The sequence below is a fragment of the Delftia lacustris genome, assembly GCF_040267515.1.
GTDB classification, from domain to species: domain Bacteria; phylum Pseudomonadota; class Gammaproteobacteria; order Burkholderiales; family Burkholderiaceae_C; genus Comamonas; species Comamonas tsuruhatensis.
Map to the genome: position 1 here is coordinate 378,521 of NZ_CP141274.1, position 15,259 is coordinate 393,779.

Below are 15,259 nucleotides of genomic sequence, written 5' to 3' on the forward strand. Positions count from 1 at the left end.
CAGTGCCATTCAGGCACGCGGTGGCGGGAAGCACAGGGGGCAGGCGCGGTGTGCGCGTTGCCGCTGCTTCGTGGCGGCCGGTGACCGGGGCAAGGTCGCTATTGTCCGGTAAATGGCGTCAAAAGGGGCAGGCGCGAACCTTTGTCTTGATACGGATTAGTGATAAGCAAAATGACGCTGGCCGAGTCCATCGGGCCATCGCCTATTGCTTTTCGGGCAGGCCAGCGTCGAGTGTCCAGGGCTGTATGGCCTGTGCCAGCCAGTCCATAAGCACGCGCACGCGGCGTGGCAATTGGCGGCGGTGGGCATAGACCAGGTGCAAGGGCATGGGCGGGGGCGGATGGCGGGGCAGCACCTCGACCAGTTCCCCTGCGTCTAGCAGCGGCTGCACGGCCAGGCGCGGGACCTGGATCAGGCCCAGGCCGGCCTGGCAGGCCGAGAGATAGGCCTCGGCGTTGTTCACGGTGAGCGCGCCCGCCATGGGCAGGCTGAGTGCCTGGCCGTCCTCCTCGTACTCGAAGCCCAGCGGCCGCGCGCCCAGCGTGCGCTGGTAGTGCACCAGCCGGTGACCTCCCAGATCCTGCAGCGTGGCGGGCAGCCCGTGGGCCTGGACATAGCCGGGGCTGGCGCAGGTGGCCAGCGCCACCAGGCCCAGCGGGCGGGCGACCAGCCCGGGCTCGTCCACGGGGCCCAGGCGCAGCACGCAGTCGAAGCCTTCGCGCACCAGGTCCACGCGGCGCTCGGTGCAGCTCAGTTCCAGCTCCAACGCAGGATGCCTTTGCAGCAAGGACGGCAGCAGCGGCATGACCACATGGCGCGCCAAGCCGGTGGTCATGTCCAGCCGCACCTTGCCTTGCAGCGGTGCGTCGCCGGCCTGCTGGAACTGGCCCTGGAACTCGTCCACGTCGGCCAGCAGGTCCTGGCAGCGTTCGTAGCAGGCCTGGCCGTCCTGGGTGAGCTGCACGCGCCGCGTGGTCCGGTGCAGCAGCCGCGTGCCCAGCCGCGCCTCCAGTTGCTGCACGGCCTGGGAGACGCTGGCCTTGGGCAAACCCATGCTGTCGGCCGCACGCGTGAAGCTGGCCATCTCGGCCACGCGGCTGAAGATCTGCATCTGCTCCAGAAGCTTGATTGTTTGCATGATGCGAACAAATAAATCAGAAACAGCCAATTTATCCAAAAATAGACCTTCAATACAGTCGCTGTCATTGCAAACCACCTAACGAGGTCCGCCATGACAGCTTCTCCTTCGACCGCTTCTTCCCCTGCCGCCCGCCGCATCGTCCTCGTCACGGGCGGCAGCCGCGGCCTGGGCCGCAATACGGCTGAGCACCTGGCGCGCCAGGGCCTGGACGTGGTGCTGACCTACCGTGAGCGTGCCGACGAGGCCCAGGCCGCCGTGGCCGCCATCGAGGCGCTGGGCGGGCGGGCCGCCGCCCTGCAGCTGGACGTGGCGCGCAGCGCGGGCTTTGCGGACTTTGCGGCCCGCGTGCGCCGGGCCCTGGCCGAGACCTGGCAGGCCGACCGCCTCGATGCGCTGGTGCACAACGCCGGCATCGGCATCAACGCGCCATTCGCCACCACCACCGAGGCGCAGTTCGACGAATTGGTCGCCATCCACCTGAAGGCGCCGTTCTTCCTGAGCCAGCACCTGCTGCCCCTGCTGCGCGACGGCGGCAGCATCATCCATCTGTCCAGCGGCCTCACGCGCTTCACCCAGCCGGGCTATGCGGCCTATGCATCCATGAAGGGCGGGGTGGAGGTGCTGACGCGCTACCTGGCGCGCGAGCTGGGGGCGCGCGGCATTCGCGTCAACACGGTGGCGCCGGGCGCGATTGCCACGGATTTTGGCGGCGGCCGTGTGCGCGACGATGCACAGGTAGGCGCGGCCCTGGCCAGCCAGACGGCGCTGGGCCGCGTGGGTCAGCCCGACGACATCGGCCCCGTGATGGCCGCCCTGCTGCAGCCCGGCATGGGCTGGGTGCAGGGTCAGCGCATCGAGGCCTCGGGCGGCATGTTTCTCTGAAGGCGCCAGGAGGGGCGTCAGCGCAGCCGCTCGCGCGCCACCATGGACAGCAGCACGATGGCGGCGGCTGCGCTGATGTGGCCGAACCAGGCCACCAGCCCCAGCGACCAGGGCTCCACCTGCAGCGCCGCCCACAGCGACAGCGCCAGCAGCACCCAGCCGGCCGCGCGCAGGCGCCGTGTGCGGGCGGGTGGCAGTTCCTTGCCGAACAGGTCGCTCTGGTGGCGGTCCATGGCCAGGGCCAGGCAGGCGAAGGCGCCCAGGGCCAGCAGCTGACAGAACAGATGGGCCATGCTCATGCGCTGGTCTCCGCTGCGGCGGCTGCTGCTGTGGCGGCTGACTTGGGCGCGGGCCGGGAGGCGCGCACCGGTTTGGCCTTGGGCTGGTGGCGCTGGGTGCGCAGGGCCAGATGGGCATGCAGTGCGGCCAGGGCCAGCAGCATGAGGTCCATGCCCGCGAATACCCAGTCGCCCGCGCGCAGGCTGGCCAAGAGGCCGCGATCCGTGGTCAGCGCGTTGACCACGGGCAGCAGGGCCAGAACGGCGGCGCCGGCCCACAGCAACTCGATCCAGGCCCGCTTGGCGGGCCGGCCCATCGCCCAGAACAGGGTGGCCCCCCAGGCGATGAACATGGCGTGCACCTCCCACTCGGCGCGCTGCGCCATCTCCACCGGCAGCAGGCGATTGGCCCAGAGCATGCCGGCCATGCCGATGGACAGGCCGGCGATGGTGGCGATGTTCAGCCGTTCCACGAGCCGGAAGCCGAAATGCGGCCTTTCCGGGTCGGGCAGCTTGCTGCGCCGCTTCACGTTCCACAGCACCAGTCCTGTTCCCACCATGGCCGTGCCCGCAAGGCTGACGATGAAGTACAGCCAGCGCGTGGGCAGGTCGCCGAAGCGGCCCATGTGCAGCGCATAGAGCACGCCGCGCGTCTCGGCGGCGGCGCCCACGCTGTCCTGGGCCTGCAGCAGCTGGCCGCTGACGCCGTCGAACGTCATGAACTGCGGGCTGATGGAGACGCGGCCGTTGTCGCCGCGCACCACGACCACGCTGGCCTTGGCATCGCCGGGCAGGTTGACGTTCAGGCGCTCCACCTGGCCCGCGCCCCAGCGCTGCTCGGCCTGGCGCACCATGTCGGCCAGCGGTGCCAGGGGCGCGGCCTGCCCCGAGGGCTTGCCAGCCGGAACGAAGGCGCTGAGCTGCTGGCCTGCCACCACGCGCTGCTCGGGCGTCATGGTCGTGGCCAGATTGGCCCAGGGCATGTACATCAGGGCCAGGGTCACCAGGCCGGTGTACGTGATCATCAGGTGGAAGGGCAGGCCCAGCACGGACAGCGCGTTGTGCGCGTCCAGCCAGGAGCGCTGGCCCTTGCCCCAGCGGAAGGTGAAGAAGTCGGCAAAGATCTTCTTGTGCGTGATCACCCCGCTGACGATGGCCACCAGCATGAACATGGCGCACAGCCCCGCCAGATAGCGGCCCCAGAGCACGGGCATGTAGTGGAACTGGAAGTGGAAGCGGTAGAAGAACTCGCCGCCGCGCGTCTCGCGCACCGGGCCTTCGAGGCGCGTGCCGGTGGCCGGGTCGAAGCGGCCGTTCTCGAAGCGGCGCCTGGCGCCCTTTTCGGTCTGCGGCGGGCTCCAGAACACCGTGGCCACCGTGCTGCGCGCATCGGGCAGGTTGATCAGCCATTGCGGGCTTTGCGGCGCCACATGCGCCATGGCGTCGCCGATCCGCTGGGCCACGAGCGCGGGCTCGCTCGCCTGGCTCTGGTGCGGTTGCTCGGGCTGCATCCACTGCGTGATCTCGTTCCTGAAATAGCTCACCGTGCCCGTGAGGAACATGGCGTAGAGGAACCAGCCCAGCAGCAGGCCGACCCAGGTGTGCAGGTCGGACATGGTCTGGCGGATGCCGGGTGCCTTGGCGGCTTTCGCGGGCTTGGCGGGCTTGCCGGCCGTGTTCGTGGTGTCCGTGGTGTTCGTGCTCATGCGCCCAGCCCCTTGCCCCAGGTCCACCACGCGGCAGGCGCCAGCACCAGGGCGGCGACCAGCAGGCCGGCCCAGGCGCGCGTGGCGCTGCGCACGGCAAACACCCAGATCACCGCGCCCGCGTAGACGGCAAAGCTCAGCAAGGTGCCCGAGATCGCCGCCTGCGTGCGGTCTGCGGGCAGGGCCACAACGGCCACGCTGGCCAGGGCGGCCACGGCATAGCCGCCGAACAGCGCAGCGAGGATGCGGGAGATCAGCGGCCCGTAGTCACGGAACCAGTCACGGAACCAGTCATGGGTGCGGGCAAGAGTGGGAGATGGCATGGCGCAGTGCCTGGAAAGGCTCGAAAAACACCGGCAGAGGAGGCGGCGGTGGCGCGGATGTTATTTGAGAATAAGTCCCATTACAAGCAGCGCTGGCAAGCTGCACGCCTGCCGTCCCTCCGCCTCCCCAACGCTGTCCCTCAGCCGGCCGGCAGCCGCATGCGTGCCTGCAGGTTCTCGAAGATCTGGCGCGTGACGGGGCTGATCACATGGCTGCGGATGTACAGGCGGTAGACCAGGTCCGGCAGCGGCGGCATGCCGTCGCCCGCACCCAGCACGCGCAGGCCCGGGTCCAGTTGCTCCACGCCGCGCGCCGTCACGCCCAGGCCCGCGCGCAGCGCTGCGCGTATGCCGACCAGGCTGGTGCAGGTGTGGCGCGGTGTCCAGGTGATGCCTGCCGCATCCAGCGCGTCGCAGCCCAGGCGGCGGAAGATGCTGGGCCCATCGGCCATGACCAGGGGCACGGGCTTGCCCGGGTCATGGGCATAGCCCGCGCCGCACAGCCACACCGTGGGTGTGGAGCGCAGGGCAAAGCCCTCGAAGCCTTCGTCCTCGCGGTTGGAGATGGCCAGGTCCAGCTCGCCCTGCTTGAGCGACTCCATCAGGAACGGGCTGCGCCCCACATGGATGTCGATCTGCATGCCCGGAAAGTTCAGCGCGATCTCCTGCAGCACGGGCGGCAGCATGTTGTCGGCCGCGTCGTGCGGTGCGCCAATGCGCACCAGGCCCTGCACCTGGCGGTGCTGCAGGTTGCGCAGCGCCTCGTCGTGGATGGCCAGCATGTGGCGCGCATAGCCCAGCAGGCGCTGGCCGTGGTCGGTGAGGCGTTTTTGCCGGCCCTGCTTCTCGAACAGCGCGTGGCCGATCTTCTCCTCCAGCCGCTGCATCTGCTGGGTGATGGCCGATTGCGTGCGGCCCATCTGCACGGCGGCGGCGGCAAAGCTGTCGTGGCTGGCAATGGCGGCCAGGGTGCGCAGCAGGTCCAGGTCAAGCGTCTCCATACTTCAATTTTATTGAAGTATTTGTTGAGGGTGCGTGGATTGTTGCGGGCCGGACGCCTCACTACAGTGGGCTTCAACGACGACAAGGAGTCCCCTTTGAACACCACCACCACCACCACCACCACCACCACCACCACCATCACCGAACAGCGCAGCGCCGCCGTGGCAGCGGCCATCGACCACATGAAGCAGGCCATTGGCGAAGGCGCTGCCACGCGCGCCAGCCTGGACGCCGTGCTCCAGCAGCTGCTGGGCCTGGCCGCGCGCCGAGACTTCTGGCAGCAGGCCGACTACGCCGCGCCCGAAGAGGGCGAGCACCAGGCGCGCTACCTGATCGCCGAGGACGCCGACCAGAGCTATGCGCTGTACCTCAACGTCATGCGCCCGGGCAAGCGCATCGTGCCGCACAACCACACGACCTGGGCCTGCATTGCCGCCGTGGAAGGCACGGAGCACAACCGCGTCTACGAGCGCACCGACGACGGCTCCGTCCCCGGCAAGGCCACGCTGCGTGAGACGGATCTCGTGGTGGTGGCGCCAGGCCAGGGCATCGCCCTCATGCCCGAGGACATCCACTCCGTGGAGATCCAGGGCGAGCAGGTCATCCGCCACCTGCACATGTACGGCCGCGCGCTGGAGACGCTCAACGAGCGCACCAGCTACGACCTGGCCGCCGGCACCTGCCAGACCATGGCCATCGGCGTGCAGACGCGCCGCTGAGCCCCGGCCTTCCGGCCGCTACCTCCCGCTTCCTGCCTTTTCCCTGTCCATGCCGCAGCGCGCCCCACGGGGCGCGCGTGGCAGGGCTTTGCCCGAAATTCCTTGCCGATCTTTTTCCCGGACCGCATGCAATGACCGCATCCATTGACGCCCACACCCTCAAATCCTGGCTGCACGACGGCCAGGAGATCGCGCTGCTCGACGTGCGCGAGCACGGCCAGTACGGCGAGTCGCACCTGTTCTACGCCACGCCCCTGCCCTACAGCCGGCTGGAGCTGGATGTGCCCCGCCTGGTGCCGCGCAGGCAGGTGCGCGTCGTCACCTACGACGGTGGCGAGGGCGATGCCGACGCGGGCGTGGCCGGGCGCGCCGCGCGCCGCCTCGAAGCCCTGGGCTACACCCAGGTGTCTGTGCTGGAAGGCGGCACCCAGGCCTGGAGCGCGGCAGGCTACACGCTGTTCGCCGGCGTGAACCTGCCCTCCAAGACCTTTGGCGAACTGGCCGAGCACGCCTACGGCACGCCGCGCATCACGGCCCAGCAGCTGGCGGCGCGCCAGGCGGCGGGCCTGCCCCTGGTGGTGCTGGACGGCCGGCCCGTCTCCGAGTTCCACAAGATGAACATCCCCGGCGCCATCTGCTGCCCCAATGGCGAGCTGGCGCTGCGCGTGAGCCGCCTGGTGCCCGATGCGGCCACGCCCATCGTGGTCAATTGCGCGGGCCGCACGCGCTCCATCATCGGCGCGCAGACCTTGATCAACCTGGGCATTCCCAACCCCGTCTACGCGCTGGAAAACGGCACCCAGGGCTGGTACCTGGCCGACCTGCCGCTGGAGCATGGCGGCACGCAGCGCTATGGCGACGACTCGGCCAGCAGCGCGCTGCAAGCACAGGCCCGCGCCCTGGCCGAACGCTTCGACGTGCCCGAGGTCGATGCCGACACCGTGCGCGCCTGGAGCCAGGATGCTGCGCGCACGCTGTTCCTGTGCGATGTGCGCACGCCCGAGGAATTCAAGGCCGGTTCGCTGCCCGGCGCCCAGCACACGCCCGGTGGCCAGCTCATGCAGGCCGGCGACCAGTACGTGGGCGTGCGCGGTGCGCGCCTGGTGCTGTTCGACAGCGATGGCGTGCGCGCTCCTGTGGTGGCCAGCTGGCTGCGCCAGCTCGGCCATGACGCCTGCGTGCTGCGGGGCGGCCTGCAAAGCGGCCTGGACCTGGCACCGGCCCAGCTGCCCCAGGCCCCCGCACTGGCAGGCATCGCGGTGCAGGCCCTGCACGAACGCATGCGCCAGGGCGAGGTGGCCGTGGTCGATCTGCGCGCGGGCATGAAGTACCGCGCAGGCCACATCGCCGGGGCCCGCTGGTCCATCCGCCCGTGCTTGGCCAGCGATCTGGCCGGCGAGACGCGCCAGATCGTGCTGGTGGCCGACGAGCCCGGCATGGCGCAATGGGCCGCGCTGGAGCTGCAGGGCGCCGCGCCGCTGCTGCTCGAAGGCGGCCTGGCCGCATGGCAGCAGGCCGGCCTGCCCGTCGAGGCCACGCCCGACAGCCCCACCGACGCCGAATGCATCGACTACCTGTTCTTCGTGCACGACCGCCACGACGGCAACAAGGAAGCGGCACGCCGCTACCTGGCCTGGGAGACGGGCCTGGTGCCGCAGCTCGATGCCCAGGAACTGGCCGCCTTCCGCCTGCCGAGTGCATGAAGCTTCCCCTGAGCGGCTTCGCCGCTTCCCCCTCTCTCGCTGCGCGGGAGGGGGACGGCACCCTCGCTGCGGGGGCGGCCCTTGCTTGGTGCCCCTGGCCAAAGTCACGTCAGTTGCAAAGGCAGCGCCATATATCGCTGACTTGCCGTAGAGCGACATAAATCAGATCACATAACGACAGGAGACAAGACATGTTCGCAATCCCCACCCTGGCCAGGATGCTGGCCGCCAGCCTCGCGGCCCTGGCCATGCTCTCGCAGGCCACGGCCGAGCCGCTGGCCGCACGCAACGGCTATCCGGCCCAGCCGATCCGCTTCATCTCGCCCTTCCCGCCGGGCGGCGGCAACGACGCCAGCACGCGCTGGGTCACCACGCGGCTGACCGAGGCCACGGGCCAGCCCTCCGTGGTGGAAAACCGGGGCGGCGCGGGCGGCAACATCGGCGCCAAGGCCGTGGCCGAGGCCAAGCCCGATGGCTACACCGTGCTCACGGGCCAGGTCTCGCTGATGGCGGTGAACCCCGCGCTCTACAGCGCGCCGGGCTTTGATCCGCTCAAGAACTTCGTGCCCATCACGCAGATCAACGCGGCGCCGCTGGCCATCGTGGTCGCCTCGGCCTCGCCCCTCAAGAGCTTTGCCGACCTGGTGGCGCGCAGCAAGGGCGAGCCGGGCCGCGTCACCTATGCCACGCCCGGCAACGGCACGCTGTCGCACCTGGTGGGCGTGGTGCTGTCCAAGGAAAACGGCGTGCCCATGACCCATGTGCCCTACAAGGGCGCGGGGCCGGCCATCAACGATCTGCTGGGCCAGCAGGTCGATGTGCTGATCACCTCCACCTCGTCCGTGGCCGGCATGATCCAGGCGGGCCAGGTGCGTGCGCTGGCCGTCACCAGCCCGCGCCGCATCGGCGTGTTCGGCAAGGTGCCCACGCTGGAGGAACTGGGCCTGCGCAATGCGCGCTTCGAGGACTGGTACGGCTTCTTCGCTCCCGCCGGCACGCCGCCCGAGCGCGTGGCCTTCTTGCACGACGCCATCGTGCGCACCCTGCAACTGCCGGAAGTGACCAAGCTGGTCGTCGATGGCGGCAGCGAAGTCGTGGCCAATACGCCCGAAGCCTTTGCCGCCCAGCTGCGCCAGGACATGGAGCGCTGGTCGCGCGTGGTCAAGCTCTCGGGCGCGAAGATCGACTGATGGCTGCCGAACACGCCCCCGTGCCTGGCTCATCGGCCCCTGGCGCCCCCGCGCTGGACCTGCAGACCCGGCTGCTGCATGCGGGCAAGCGCCCGGCCTATGCGGGCGGCACGGCCGTCAACCCGCCCCTGGTGCGCGCCAGCACCGTGCTGTTCGAGAGCACGGCACAGCAGCGCGAGATGCGCGAGCGCCGCGCCGGCGAGCGCATCTTCAGCTACGGCGCGCGCGGAACACCCACCGGCTTTGCGCTGGAAGACGCCGTCAGCGAGCTGGAAGGCGCCCACCGCACGCGGCTGCTGCCCACCGGCCTGGCGGCCATCGGCATGGCCCTGCTCAGCTACCTGCGCCCCGGCGACCATGTGCTGCTGACCGACAGCGCCTACCAGCCTGTGCGCCACCTGGCCGGGCAATGGCTGCAGCCCTACGGCATCGAGTACGACTTCTTCGCGGCCGATGGCAGCGACGCCCAGGCGCGCATGCGCCCCAACACCCGCATGGTCTATGCCGAATGCCCGGGATCGCTGGTCTACGAAATGTGCGACTTGCCCGCGCTGGCCGCCATGGCCCATGCGCGCGGCGCCCTGGTCGTGGCCGACAACACCTGGGGATCGGGCTGCCAGTACCGGCCGCTGGCGCTGGGGGCCGATGTCTCGGTGATGGCAGCCACCAAGTACCTGGCTGGCCACTCCGACGTGATGATGGGCACCGTGGCCACCACCGAGGCCGCCTGGGAGCCGCTGGCCGCGCGCTGCGATGCCTTCGGCATGGCGGTCAGCCCCGACGATGCCTGGCTGGTGCTGCGCGGCATGCGCTCGCTGGCCGCACGGCTGCAGATGCACGAGGCGCATGCGCTGGAGGTGGCGCACTGGCTGCAGCAGCACCCGGCCGTGGCCACCGTGTTCTGCCCCGCGCTGCCCACGCACCCCGGCCATGCGCTGTGGCTGCGCGACTGCCAGGGCACGAACGGCCTGGTTTCGCTGGAGCTGCAGCCCGGCACCGCCGAGGCCGCCGTGGACCGCTTCATCGACGGCCTGCGGCTCTTCGGCATCGGCGCCTCCTGGGGCGGCTACGAGAGCCTGGCGACGGCCGCGCACATGGCGCAGGCGCGCAGCGTCACCGACTGGAGTGCGCGCGGGCCCGTGGTGCGCCTGCACATCGGCCTGGAGTCGCCGCGCGACCTCATCGCCGACCTGGAGCAGGGGCTGGCGGCACTTTAGTGGATAACACGCTCTAGCGGCCTGCCTGAGCGCTCGCCAGTTCGCCGGCCAGCGTCTGCACCAGCGCAGCGGCCGGCATCTCGCGCGCTAGCGGCGCACCCTGGCCGGCCCAGTGGGCTGCGTAGTCGGAGCTGCCTTGGGCGGACGCCGCCTGGTGCAGCGCCTTGCCCGCGTCGTAGACGCGCGGGTAGTCGGGCAGGGGCTGGCCATGGCTGGCGCCCAGCGCATGCAGTCGGTTGACCATGCCGCGCGCCGGCCGGCCCGAGATGGCGGCGGTGATGCCTGTGTGGTGGGCGCGTTCGCTGCGCAGCTCGGCACGGTAGGCCGGGCTGGCGGACGATTCAGGGCAGAGGATGAAGGCCGTGCCCAGCTGGGCCGCACAGGCGCCCAGGCCCAGCGCGGCCGCAATGCCTTCGCCATCCATGATGCCGCCGGCCGCGATCACCGGCAGGGCCGTGTTGCGGGCCAGTACGCGCACCAGGGCGAAGGTGCCCATCATGCGGTCCTGCGTGGGATCGAACGTGCCGCGGTGTCCCCCGGCCTCCACGCCCTGGGCCACGATGGCATCGACACCGGCCTGCTCCACCTGGCGCGCCTCGTCCAGCGACGTGGCGCTGGCCAGGGTCACGACGCCGGCCGCGCGCAGCGCGTCGATGAAGCCCTGCTCAGGCAGCCCGAAATGAAAGCTCACCACGGCGGGCCGCTCCTGCAGCAGCATGGCCTGCAGCGCGGCGTTGCCGACGGCGGTGGCGTAGATCTCGTTGAGCGTGGCAGGCGGCGCGGCGCCGAAGCGCGCGAACTCGGGCGCCAGATGGGCCAGCCAGGCGGCCTCGCGCTGCGCATCGGCCCGGGCCGGCCGGTGGCAGAACAGGTTGACGTTGAAGGCGCCCGATGTCAGCGCGCGCGTCTGCACGATCTGCTGGCGCGCCTGCTCCGTGCCGCTGGCGCCAATGCCCAGCGAGCCCAGGCCCCCGGCCTCGGTGACGGCAGCCGCCAGCGCGGGCGTGGACGTGCCGGCCATGGGGGCCTGGATGATGGGGTGGCGCATGCCCAGTCGGGCCATCCACGCGGTCTTTGCGGTGCTCATACGACTCCTTGTTTCCTGTCTCGAATCCGCGCACTCATGCGGCGGCCTGCCGGCGCGCGCTGGCGCGGCTGGCGGCGATCATCAGCGTGCCCAGCAGCAGCGACACGCTGCCGATGACGAACAGGCGCTGGTACGAGCCCAGGCCCGCATAGCTCCAGGCCATGAAATATCCCGACACGGCCTGCATCAGCGCAAAGGCCGCCGTCGCATAGCCCCACATGCGCTTGTGCTGCACGGGGCCGATCAGCTGCATCAGGTAGCCCGAGGTGATGGCCGCCATGCCCGGCGACAGCGCGCCCACCAGGAAGGACGAGGTCGCATGCCCCGCAAATCCCACCCAGAACAGCGGCATGGCAATGGCCAGGGTCTTGACCGCATAGGCGCCCGTGGTCGTGCCCCACCAGCCAAAGCGCGTGGCGCACAGCGAGGCCACCAGCGGCCCGGCAATGGCGCCCAGGCCGAACACGGCCCACTGCGTGGAGGCGTAGGCATCGCCCAACTGCAGCTCGCGCGCCAGGTAGTCCACCCAGAACACCGTGTGCGGCACAAAGCCGAAGGCGTCCGTCATATAGGCCAGCATCACCAGCACCACGGGCAGCGTCCACAGGGGCGCGGCGGGAACGGGCCGGGCATGGGGCGTGATGGCAATGGGCGCAGGCACCGGCAGCCGCCGCACATGGCGCCAGCCCAGCCAGCCGGCCCAGGCGCAGACCGCCGCCAGCGCCCACCAGACTGCGCCCAGGCTCTGGCGTGCCAGCAGCGGTATCAGCGTGGCCGACAGCAGGGCGCCGGCGCCTATGCCGCAAAACATCAGCGGCCCCAGGGCCGCACGCCGCTGCAGGGGGGTGGCCGCCAGGGCCACCGAGGGGCCCAGCACCATCAGGATGGCGCCGCCAATGCCCGAGATGCAGCGCCAGGCAAAGAACCAGGGCATGGGCAGCGGCCAGGCGCAGGCCGCAAAGCTCAGCGCCAGGGCCACCCAGCACCACAGCAGCACGCGCAGCGCGCCCAGGCGTTCGGCCAGCGGCGCGGCGGCCAGCGCCCCGATCAGATAGCCCAGCAGGTTGGCCGCGCCCAGATAGGCCACCTGCTCGCCGCTGAACCAGCCGGCATGCACCATCTGCGGCATCAGCGCCGTGTAGGCAAAGCGCGCCAGGCCGACGCCGCTGAGCGTGGCCATGAAGCCGGTCAGCAGCAGGGAAGTTTCGTTGCGTTGGATCACGGGAGTGGGCGCCATGCGGGGAGGATGGGCATACCTTAAGCCGCCGGAGTCATCATGTCCAATGATTCAAAATGATGGCGTCGATCTCGATTGAAGATGAATGCCACTGGAGCCGCGATGCAATTGAAGTCCCTGCGCATGTTCCTGGCCGTCTGCGACAGCGGCAGCTTCGGCGCCGCCGCGCAGCAACTGCACACCGTGCAGTCCAACGTGACGGCCCATGTGAAAAAGCTCGAGGACGAGGCCGGCGTGCAATTGCTGGAGCGCAGCGCGCCCGTGCACGCAACGCCTGCCGGCCGCCTGCTGGAGCAATACGCGCGGCGCATGCTGGCCGACCACGACGAGGCGCTGGCCCTGCTGCAGGGCAGCGCCCGGGCCGCAGGCGCGCTGCGCATAGGCTCCATGGAAACCACGGCCGCGCTGCGCCTGCCGCCGCTGCTGGCGCGCCTGCACCAGGCCCGGCCCGGCCTGGACCTGGAACTGCGCACGGCCACCACGGCCGAGCTGCTGGCCGACCTGCTGGCAGGGCGGCTGGACTGCGCCTTCGTCTCGGGCATGCCGCCCCAGTCGCGGCTGCAGGGCTGGAAGGTTTTCGAGGAGGAACTGGTGCTGGTCACCGCATTCGCGCTGCCGCGCTTTCCCGATGCCGCCCAGCTCAGCGCCGTGCCCTTCCTGGCCTTCCGCCAGGGCTGCAGCTACCGCCAGCGCATCGAACTGCTGCTGGCCGCGCGCGGCGTGGCCGCACGCATCATGGAAATGGGATCGCTGGACGCCATCCTCGGCTGCGTGGCCGCCGGCATGGGCTACGGCCTGCTGCCGCGCAGCGTGGTCCAGGCCCAGCAGCACCGCTTCGGCGTGCACATCACGGCCCTGCCCGGCGCACTCGCCCAGGAAGTCGCCCGCGTGGAAACCTGGTTCGTCGTGCCCGCGCGCCAGGGCTGGTCGCCTGCGCTGCATGCGTGCGTGGAGGTGTTGGGGATCGAGGGTGTGCAGGGCGAAGAGGCCCTGGGCATGGAAGCCGTCCCGGCAGCGTCTGCCTGAAACTCAGAACAGGTCGGAAGGCAAGGCTGCTGCCTTCTGGGCGACGTCCACCAGTCTTTGGGCCTGGGTGGTCGCATAGGCGGCGATGCGCTGGGCGAAGGCGTGTTCTTCTGGCGTGTAAGGCGATTCGCCCAGAACCTTGGCCGCCGCACCAGGGGCTGCCTTGGCCATGCGCTGGGCTTCACGTGTGAGCAGCCTGCGGTCTATCGCACACAGGTGCGCGAAATGCGCAAACTCGAAGGGTGTGAGTTCCTCCAGCGCAAAGCAGTCGCCGAAGGCCATGGCCAGTTCCTGGGATACATCGGGATACTGGGCCACGCTGACGAGGTCGTACCAGGGTGCGGTCGCCAGGCCCTGCGGCAGCACGTGGAAGGAGAAGTTCTTGCCATGTGCGTCGCCATTGCCGATCAGTATCTGGAACAACGCCCATCGGATCATTGCCAGCTTGTCCGCAGCCTTCGCCACCGAGTGCTCCAGTAGACCGAACAGCCGGGGAAAGCTCATGCCGTCGCGGTATAGCCGGGCATCGCCCACGCTGCCGATGTGGTGCTCGTACTTGTAGCTGACGGGCAGATCGCCCGCTTGGCATGCATCGATGATGTGGGTGCGCAGGACCCGCCTTTGCGGCGCCTGCCGCACACGGTCAAAGCGCCTGACTGCCAGCACCGGCTGTGGCACGTGCAGCATCTGCACCTCGGCTGCAGGCAAGCGCATGGCCGCTGCCAGGCGCATGCAGAAATGCTCGTTCACCACCATGTGCGGCACCGCGCTGTCGCGCGGCTGGGGTTTGAGGATGTGGGTGGACGGAACGTTGTCGGGAAGGAAGATGGTGCCTTCCTGCACGCTCTCGCCTTCCACGTGCACGGGCAGCTTGTCCTGGTAGCCAGCCACCGACATGCGCACTTTGCCATCCCACTCGATGAAAGGGCGTGTCTCTCGGTCTGCAATGCGTTGGGCGAGTTCGGCTGTCGATATGGGGCGAGCGGCATTGGCGGCCTGAGGATCGGGCTTGCTGCCGTCGGCCTGAAACCGGAAGGCCCCGGTGGTCTCGGCGCCGAGGGCGCGTATCAGACCGAAGATGTTGCCCTTGCCTATGCCCTGACTTCTGGCCACCACATCCAGCGCCGCGCCTTCAGGCAGCAGGTTCTCGATGAAACGCCGGATGGAGCGCGAGTCGTAGCCCCCTTCGGGAGCGGCCAGCGGCAGGCAGGGCGCCAAGTAGAAAGGCCGTTCATGCTCCAGCCATGCAGGCGCATACCGCAGTCCCCAAAGATCGTTGTGCGGGTCATGGGTCACATCGGCCACGTGCGTGCCGACATCGTTCCACAGCGAAAGCGAAAGCGACGGCGGCGTGGCCATGTGCGCTTCAGGCCCGTGGAAGTCGTGCCATCAGGGCGTCCTGCTTGGGCGCGATGACCATGGCGAGACCCAGCCCGTCGAGTACGGCCAGCAGCTTGTCGGAGCCCACGCCGCCCTTGCCGTTCTCCAGACGGGAGAGCAGATCCAGCGACACGCCGCACAGGGCTGCCGTGTCATCGATGCGCAGGTGCTGGGCCTTGCGCATGGCACGGATCTGGGCGCCGAGCCTGGACAGGTCAGCGATGACCACGGCCCCGGGCTGCAGGGGATCCTGCTGCGGGCCGTTCATGGGCGTGGAAGACGGCATGGATGAATTGGCTTTATTTCTGATATTCCGAAATTCTAGGATTTCTTAGGGAATTTTCAAAACAATTTCCAATATTCCGAAA

Annotated in this window: 15 protein-coding genes; 6 read left to right on the plus strand and 9 right to left on the minus strand. The window is 69.5% G+C overall.

Annotation, left to right across the window (positions count from 1 at the left end; translation table 11 throughout):
- Nucleotides 1-202: 202 nt before the first annotated feature.
- The gene (locus U6958_RS03170; RefSeq protein ID WP_074921241.1) at nucleotides 203-1,138 is read right to left on the minus strand and encodes a LysR family transcriptional regulator; all 936 of its coding nucleotides are present in this window, start codon (nucleotides 1,136-1,138) and stop codon (nucleotides 203-205) included.
- 93 nt (nucleotides 1,139-1,231) lie between these two features.
- Between U6958_RS03170 and U6958_RS03175 the strand changes: the two genes are divergently transcribed.
- Nucleotides 1,232-2,023, plus strand: coding sequence for an SDR family NAD(P)-dependent oxidoreductase (locus tag U6958_RS03175; RefSeq protein WP_074921242.1), 792 nt, complete (start codon nucleotides 1,232-1,234; stop codon nucleotides 2,021-2,023).
- A 17-nt stretch (nucleotides 2,024-2,040) separates the two neighbouring features.
- Here U6958_RS03175 and U6958_RS03180 read toward each other — a convergent pair whose 3' ends face one another.
- From U6958_RS03180 to U6958_RS03195, 4 genes are all read right to left on the minus strand, one after another.
- Nucleotides 2,041-2,322 carry a DUF3325 domain-containing protein gene (locus U6958_RS03180; protein WP_016452140.1) on the minus strand — a complete coding sequence of 94 codons (282 nt, stop codon included), beginning with the start codon at nucleotides 2,320-2,322 and terminating at the stop codon, nucleotides 2,041-2,043.
- The gene (locus tag U6958_RS03185) at nucleotides 2,319-4,007 is read right to left on the minus strand and encodes a PepSY domain-containing protein (RefSeq protein WP_074921243.1); all 1,689 of its coding nucleotides are present in this window, start codon (nucleotides 4,005-4,007) and stop codon (nucleotides 2,319-2,321) included. Before U6958_RS03185 ends, U6958_RS03180 begins: the two co-directional genes overlap by 4 nt.
- On the minus strand, nucleotides 4,004-4,330 hold the full coding sequence (locus U6958_RS03190) for a DUF3649 domain-containing protein (RefSeq protein WP_016452138.1): 327 nt from the start codon (nucleotides 4,328-4,330) through the stop codon (nucleotides 4,004-4,006). The genes U6958_RS03185 and U6958_RS03190 overlap by 4 nt, the downstream gene beginning before the upstream one ends.
- Nucleotides 4,331-4,470: 140 nt before the next feature.
- Complete coding sequence (locus U6958_RS03195; protein ID WP_074921244.1) at nucleotides 4,471-5,331, minus strand: LysR substrate-binding domain-containing protein; 861 nt, start codon at nucleotides 5,329-5,331, stop codon at nucleotides 4,471-4,473.
- A gap of 183 nt (nucleotides 5,332-5,514) precedes the next feature.
- Here U6958_RS03195 and U6958_RS03200 point away from each other — a divergent pair, with 183 nt between their 5' ends.
- From U6958_RS03200 to metC, 4 genes are all read left to right on the plus strand, one after another.
- Nucleotides 5,515-6,051, plus strand: coding sequence for a cysteine dioxygenase family protein (locus tag U6958_RS03200; RefSeq protein WP_046986944.1), 537 nt, complete (start codon nucleotides 5,515-5,517; stop codon nucleotides 6,049-6,051).
- A 131-nt stretch (nucleotides 6,052-6,182) separates the two neighbouring features.
- The gene (locus tag U6958_RS03205) at nucleotides 6,183-7,754 is read left to right on the plus strand and encodes a rhodanese-like domain-containing protein (protein ID WP_074921245.1); all 1,572 of its coding nucleotides are present in this window, start codon (nucleotides 6,183-6,185) and stop codon (nucleotides 7,752-7,754) included.
- A 191-nt stretch (nucleotides 7,755-7,945) separates the two neighbouring features.
- On the plus strand, nucleotides 7,946-8,944 hold the full coding sequence (locus tag U6958_RS03210) for a tripartite tricarboxylate transporter substrate binding protein (RefSeq protein WP_016448659.1): 999 nt from the start codon (nucleotides 7,946-7,948) through the stop codon (nucleotides 8,942-8,944).
- Complete coding sequence (metC, locus tag U6958_RS03215; protein ID WP_074921246.1) at nucleotides 8,944-10,161, plus strand: cystathionine beta-lyase; 1,218 nt, start codon at nucleotides 8,944-8,946, stop codon at nucleotides 10,159-10,161. The genes U6958_RS03210 and metC overlap by 1 nt, the downstream gene beginning before the upstream one ends.
- 13 nt (nucleotides 10,162-10,174) lie before the next feature.
- Here the strand turns inward: metC and U6958_RS03220 are convergent, their stop codons facing one another.
- Both U6958_RS03220 and U6958_RS03225 read right to left on the minus strand, forming a co-directional pair.
- Nucleotides 10,175-11,248, minus strand: coding sequence for a nitronate monooxygenase family protein (locus U6958_RS03220; RefSeq protein ID WP_074921247.1), 1,074 nt, complete (start codon nucleotides 11,246-11,248; stop codon nucleotides 10,175-10,177).
- Between the two features lie 34 nt (nucleotides 11,249-11,282).
- On the minus strand, nucleotides 11,283-12,485 hold the full coding sequence (locus tag U6958_RS03225) for a YbfB/YjiJ family MFS transporter (RefSeq protein ID WP_016448656.1): 1,203 nt from the start codon (nucleotides 12,483-12,485) through the stop codon (nucleotides 11,283-11,285).
- 102 nt (nucleotides 12,486-12,587) lie between these two features.
- Between U6958_RS03225 and U6958_RS03230 the strand changes: the two genes are divergently transcribed.
- Nucleotides 12,588-13,511 carry a LysR family transcriptional regulator gene (locus U6958_RS03230; RefSeq protein WP_074921248.1) on the plus strand — a complete coding sequence of 308 codons (924 nt, stop codon included), beginning with the start codon at nucleotides 12,588-12,590 and terminating at the stop codon, nucleotides 13,509-13,511.
- 3 nt (nucleotides 13,512-13,514) lie between these two features.
- Here U6958_RS03230 and U6958_RS03235 read toward each other — a convergent pair whose 3' ends face one another.
- Both U6958_RS03235 and U6958_RS03240 read right to left on the minus strand, forming a co-directional pair.
- A complete protein-coding gene (locus U6958_RS03235; protein WP_074921249.1) occupies nucleotides 13,515-14,870 on the minus strand; it encodes a HipA domain-containing protein in 1,356 nt (451 codons plus the stop codon).
- Nucleotides 14,871-14,877: 7 nt separating this feature from the next.
- Nucleotides 14,878-15,177 (minus strand): helix-turn-helix domain-containing protein, encoded by a 300-nt coding sequence (locus U6958_RS03240; RefSeq protein ID WP_016448653.1) that lies wholly within the window; start codon nucleotides 15,175-15,177, stop codon nucleotides 14,878-14,880.
- Between the last annotated feature and the right edge of the window lie 82 nt (nucleotides 15,178-15,259).

Excerpts from the sequence above, each read along its gene's own strand:
- U6958_RS03170 (WP_074921241.1), bottom strand. The coding sequence starts at position 1,138 with ATGCAAACAATCAAGCTTCTGGAGCAGATGCAGATCTTCAGCCGCGTG.
- U6958_RS03175 (WP_074921242.1), top strand. The coding sequence starts at position 1,232 with ATGACAGCTTCTCCTTCGACCGCTTCTTCCCCTGCCGCCCGCCGCATC.
- U6958_RS03180 (WP_016452140.1), bottom strand. The coding sequence starts at position 2,322 with ATGAGCATGGCCCATCTGTTCTGTCAGCTGCTGGCCCTGGGCGCCTTC.
- U6958_RS03185 (WP_074921243.1), bottom strand. The coding sequence starts at position 4,007 with ATGAGCACGAACACCACGGACACCACGAACACGGCCGGCAAGCCCGCC.
- U6958_RS03190 (WP_016452138.1), bottom strand. The coding sequence starts at position 4,330 with ATGCCATCTCCCACTCTTGCCCGCACCCATGACTGGTTCCGTGACTGG.
- U6958_RS03195 (WP_074921244.1), bottom strand. The coding sequence starts at position 5,331 with ATGGAGACGCTTGACCTGGACCTGCTGCGCACCCTGGCCGCCATTGCC.
- U6958_RS03200 (WP_046986944.1), top strand. The coding sequence starts at position 5,515 with ATGAAGCAGGCCATTGGCGAAGGCGCTGCCACGCGCGCCAGCCTGGAC.
- U6958_RS03205 (WP_074921245.1), top strand. The coding sequence starts at position 6,183 with ATGACCGCATCCATTGACGCCCACACCCTCAAATCCTGGCTGCACGAC.
- U6958_RS03210 (WP_016448659.1), top strand. The coding sequence starts at position 7,946 with ATGTTCGCAATCCCCACCCTGGCCAGGATGCTGGCCGCCAGCCTCGCG.
- metC (WP_074921246.1), top strand. The coding sequence starts at position 8,944 with ATGGCTGCCGAACACGCCCCCGTGCCTGGCTCATCGGCCCCTGGCGCC.
- U6958_RS03220 (WP_074921247.1), bottom strand. The coding sequence starts at position 11,248 with ATGAGCACCGCAAAGACCGCGTGGATGGCCCGACTGGGCATGCGCCAC.
- U6958_RS03225 (WP_016448656.1), bottom strand. The coding sequence starts at position 12,485 with ATGGCGCCCACTCCCGTGATCCAACGCAACGAAACTTCCCTGCTGCTG.
- U6958_RS03230 (WP_074921248.1), top strand. The coding sequence starts at position 12,588 with ATGCAATTGAAGTCCCTGCGCATGTTCCTGGCCGTCTGCGACAGCGGC.
- U6958_RS03235 (WP_074921249.1), bottom strand. The coding sequence starts at position 14,870 with ATGGCCACGCCGCCGTCGCTTTCGCTTTCGCTGTGGAACGATGTCGGC.
- U6958_RS03240 (WP_016448653.1), bottom strand. The coding sequence starts at position 15,177 with ATGCCGTCTTCCACGCCCATGAACGGCCCGCAGCAGGATCCCCTGCAG.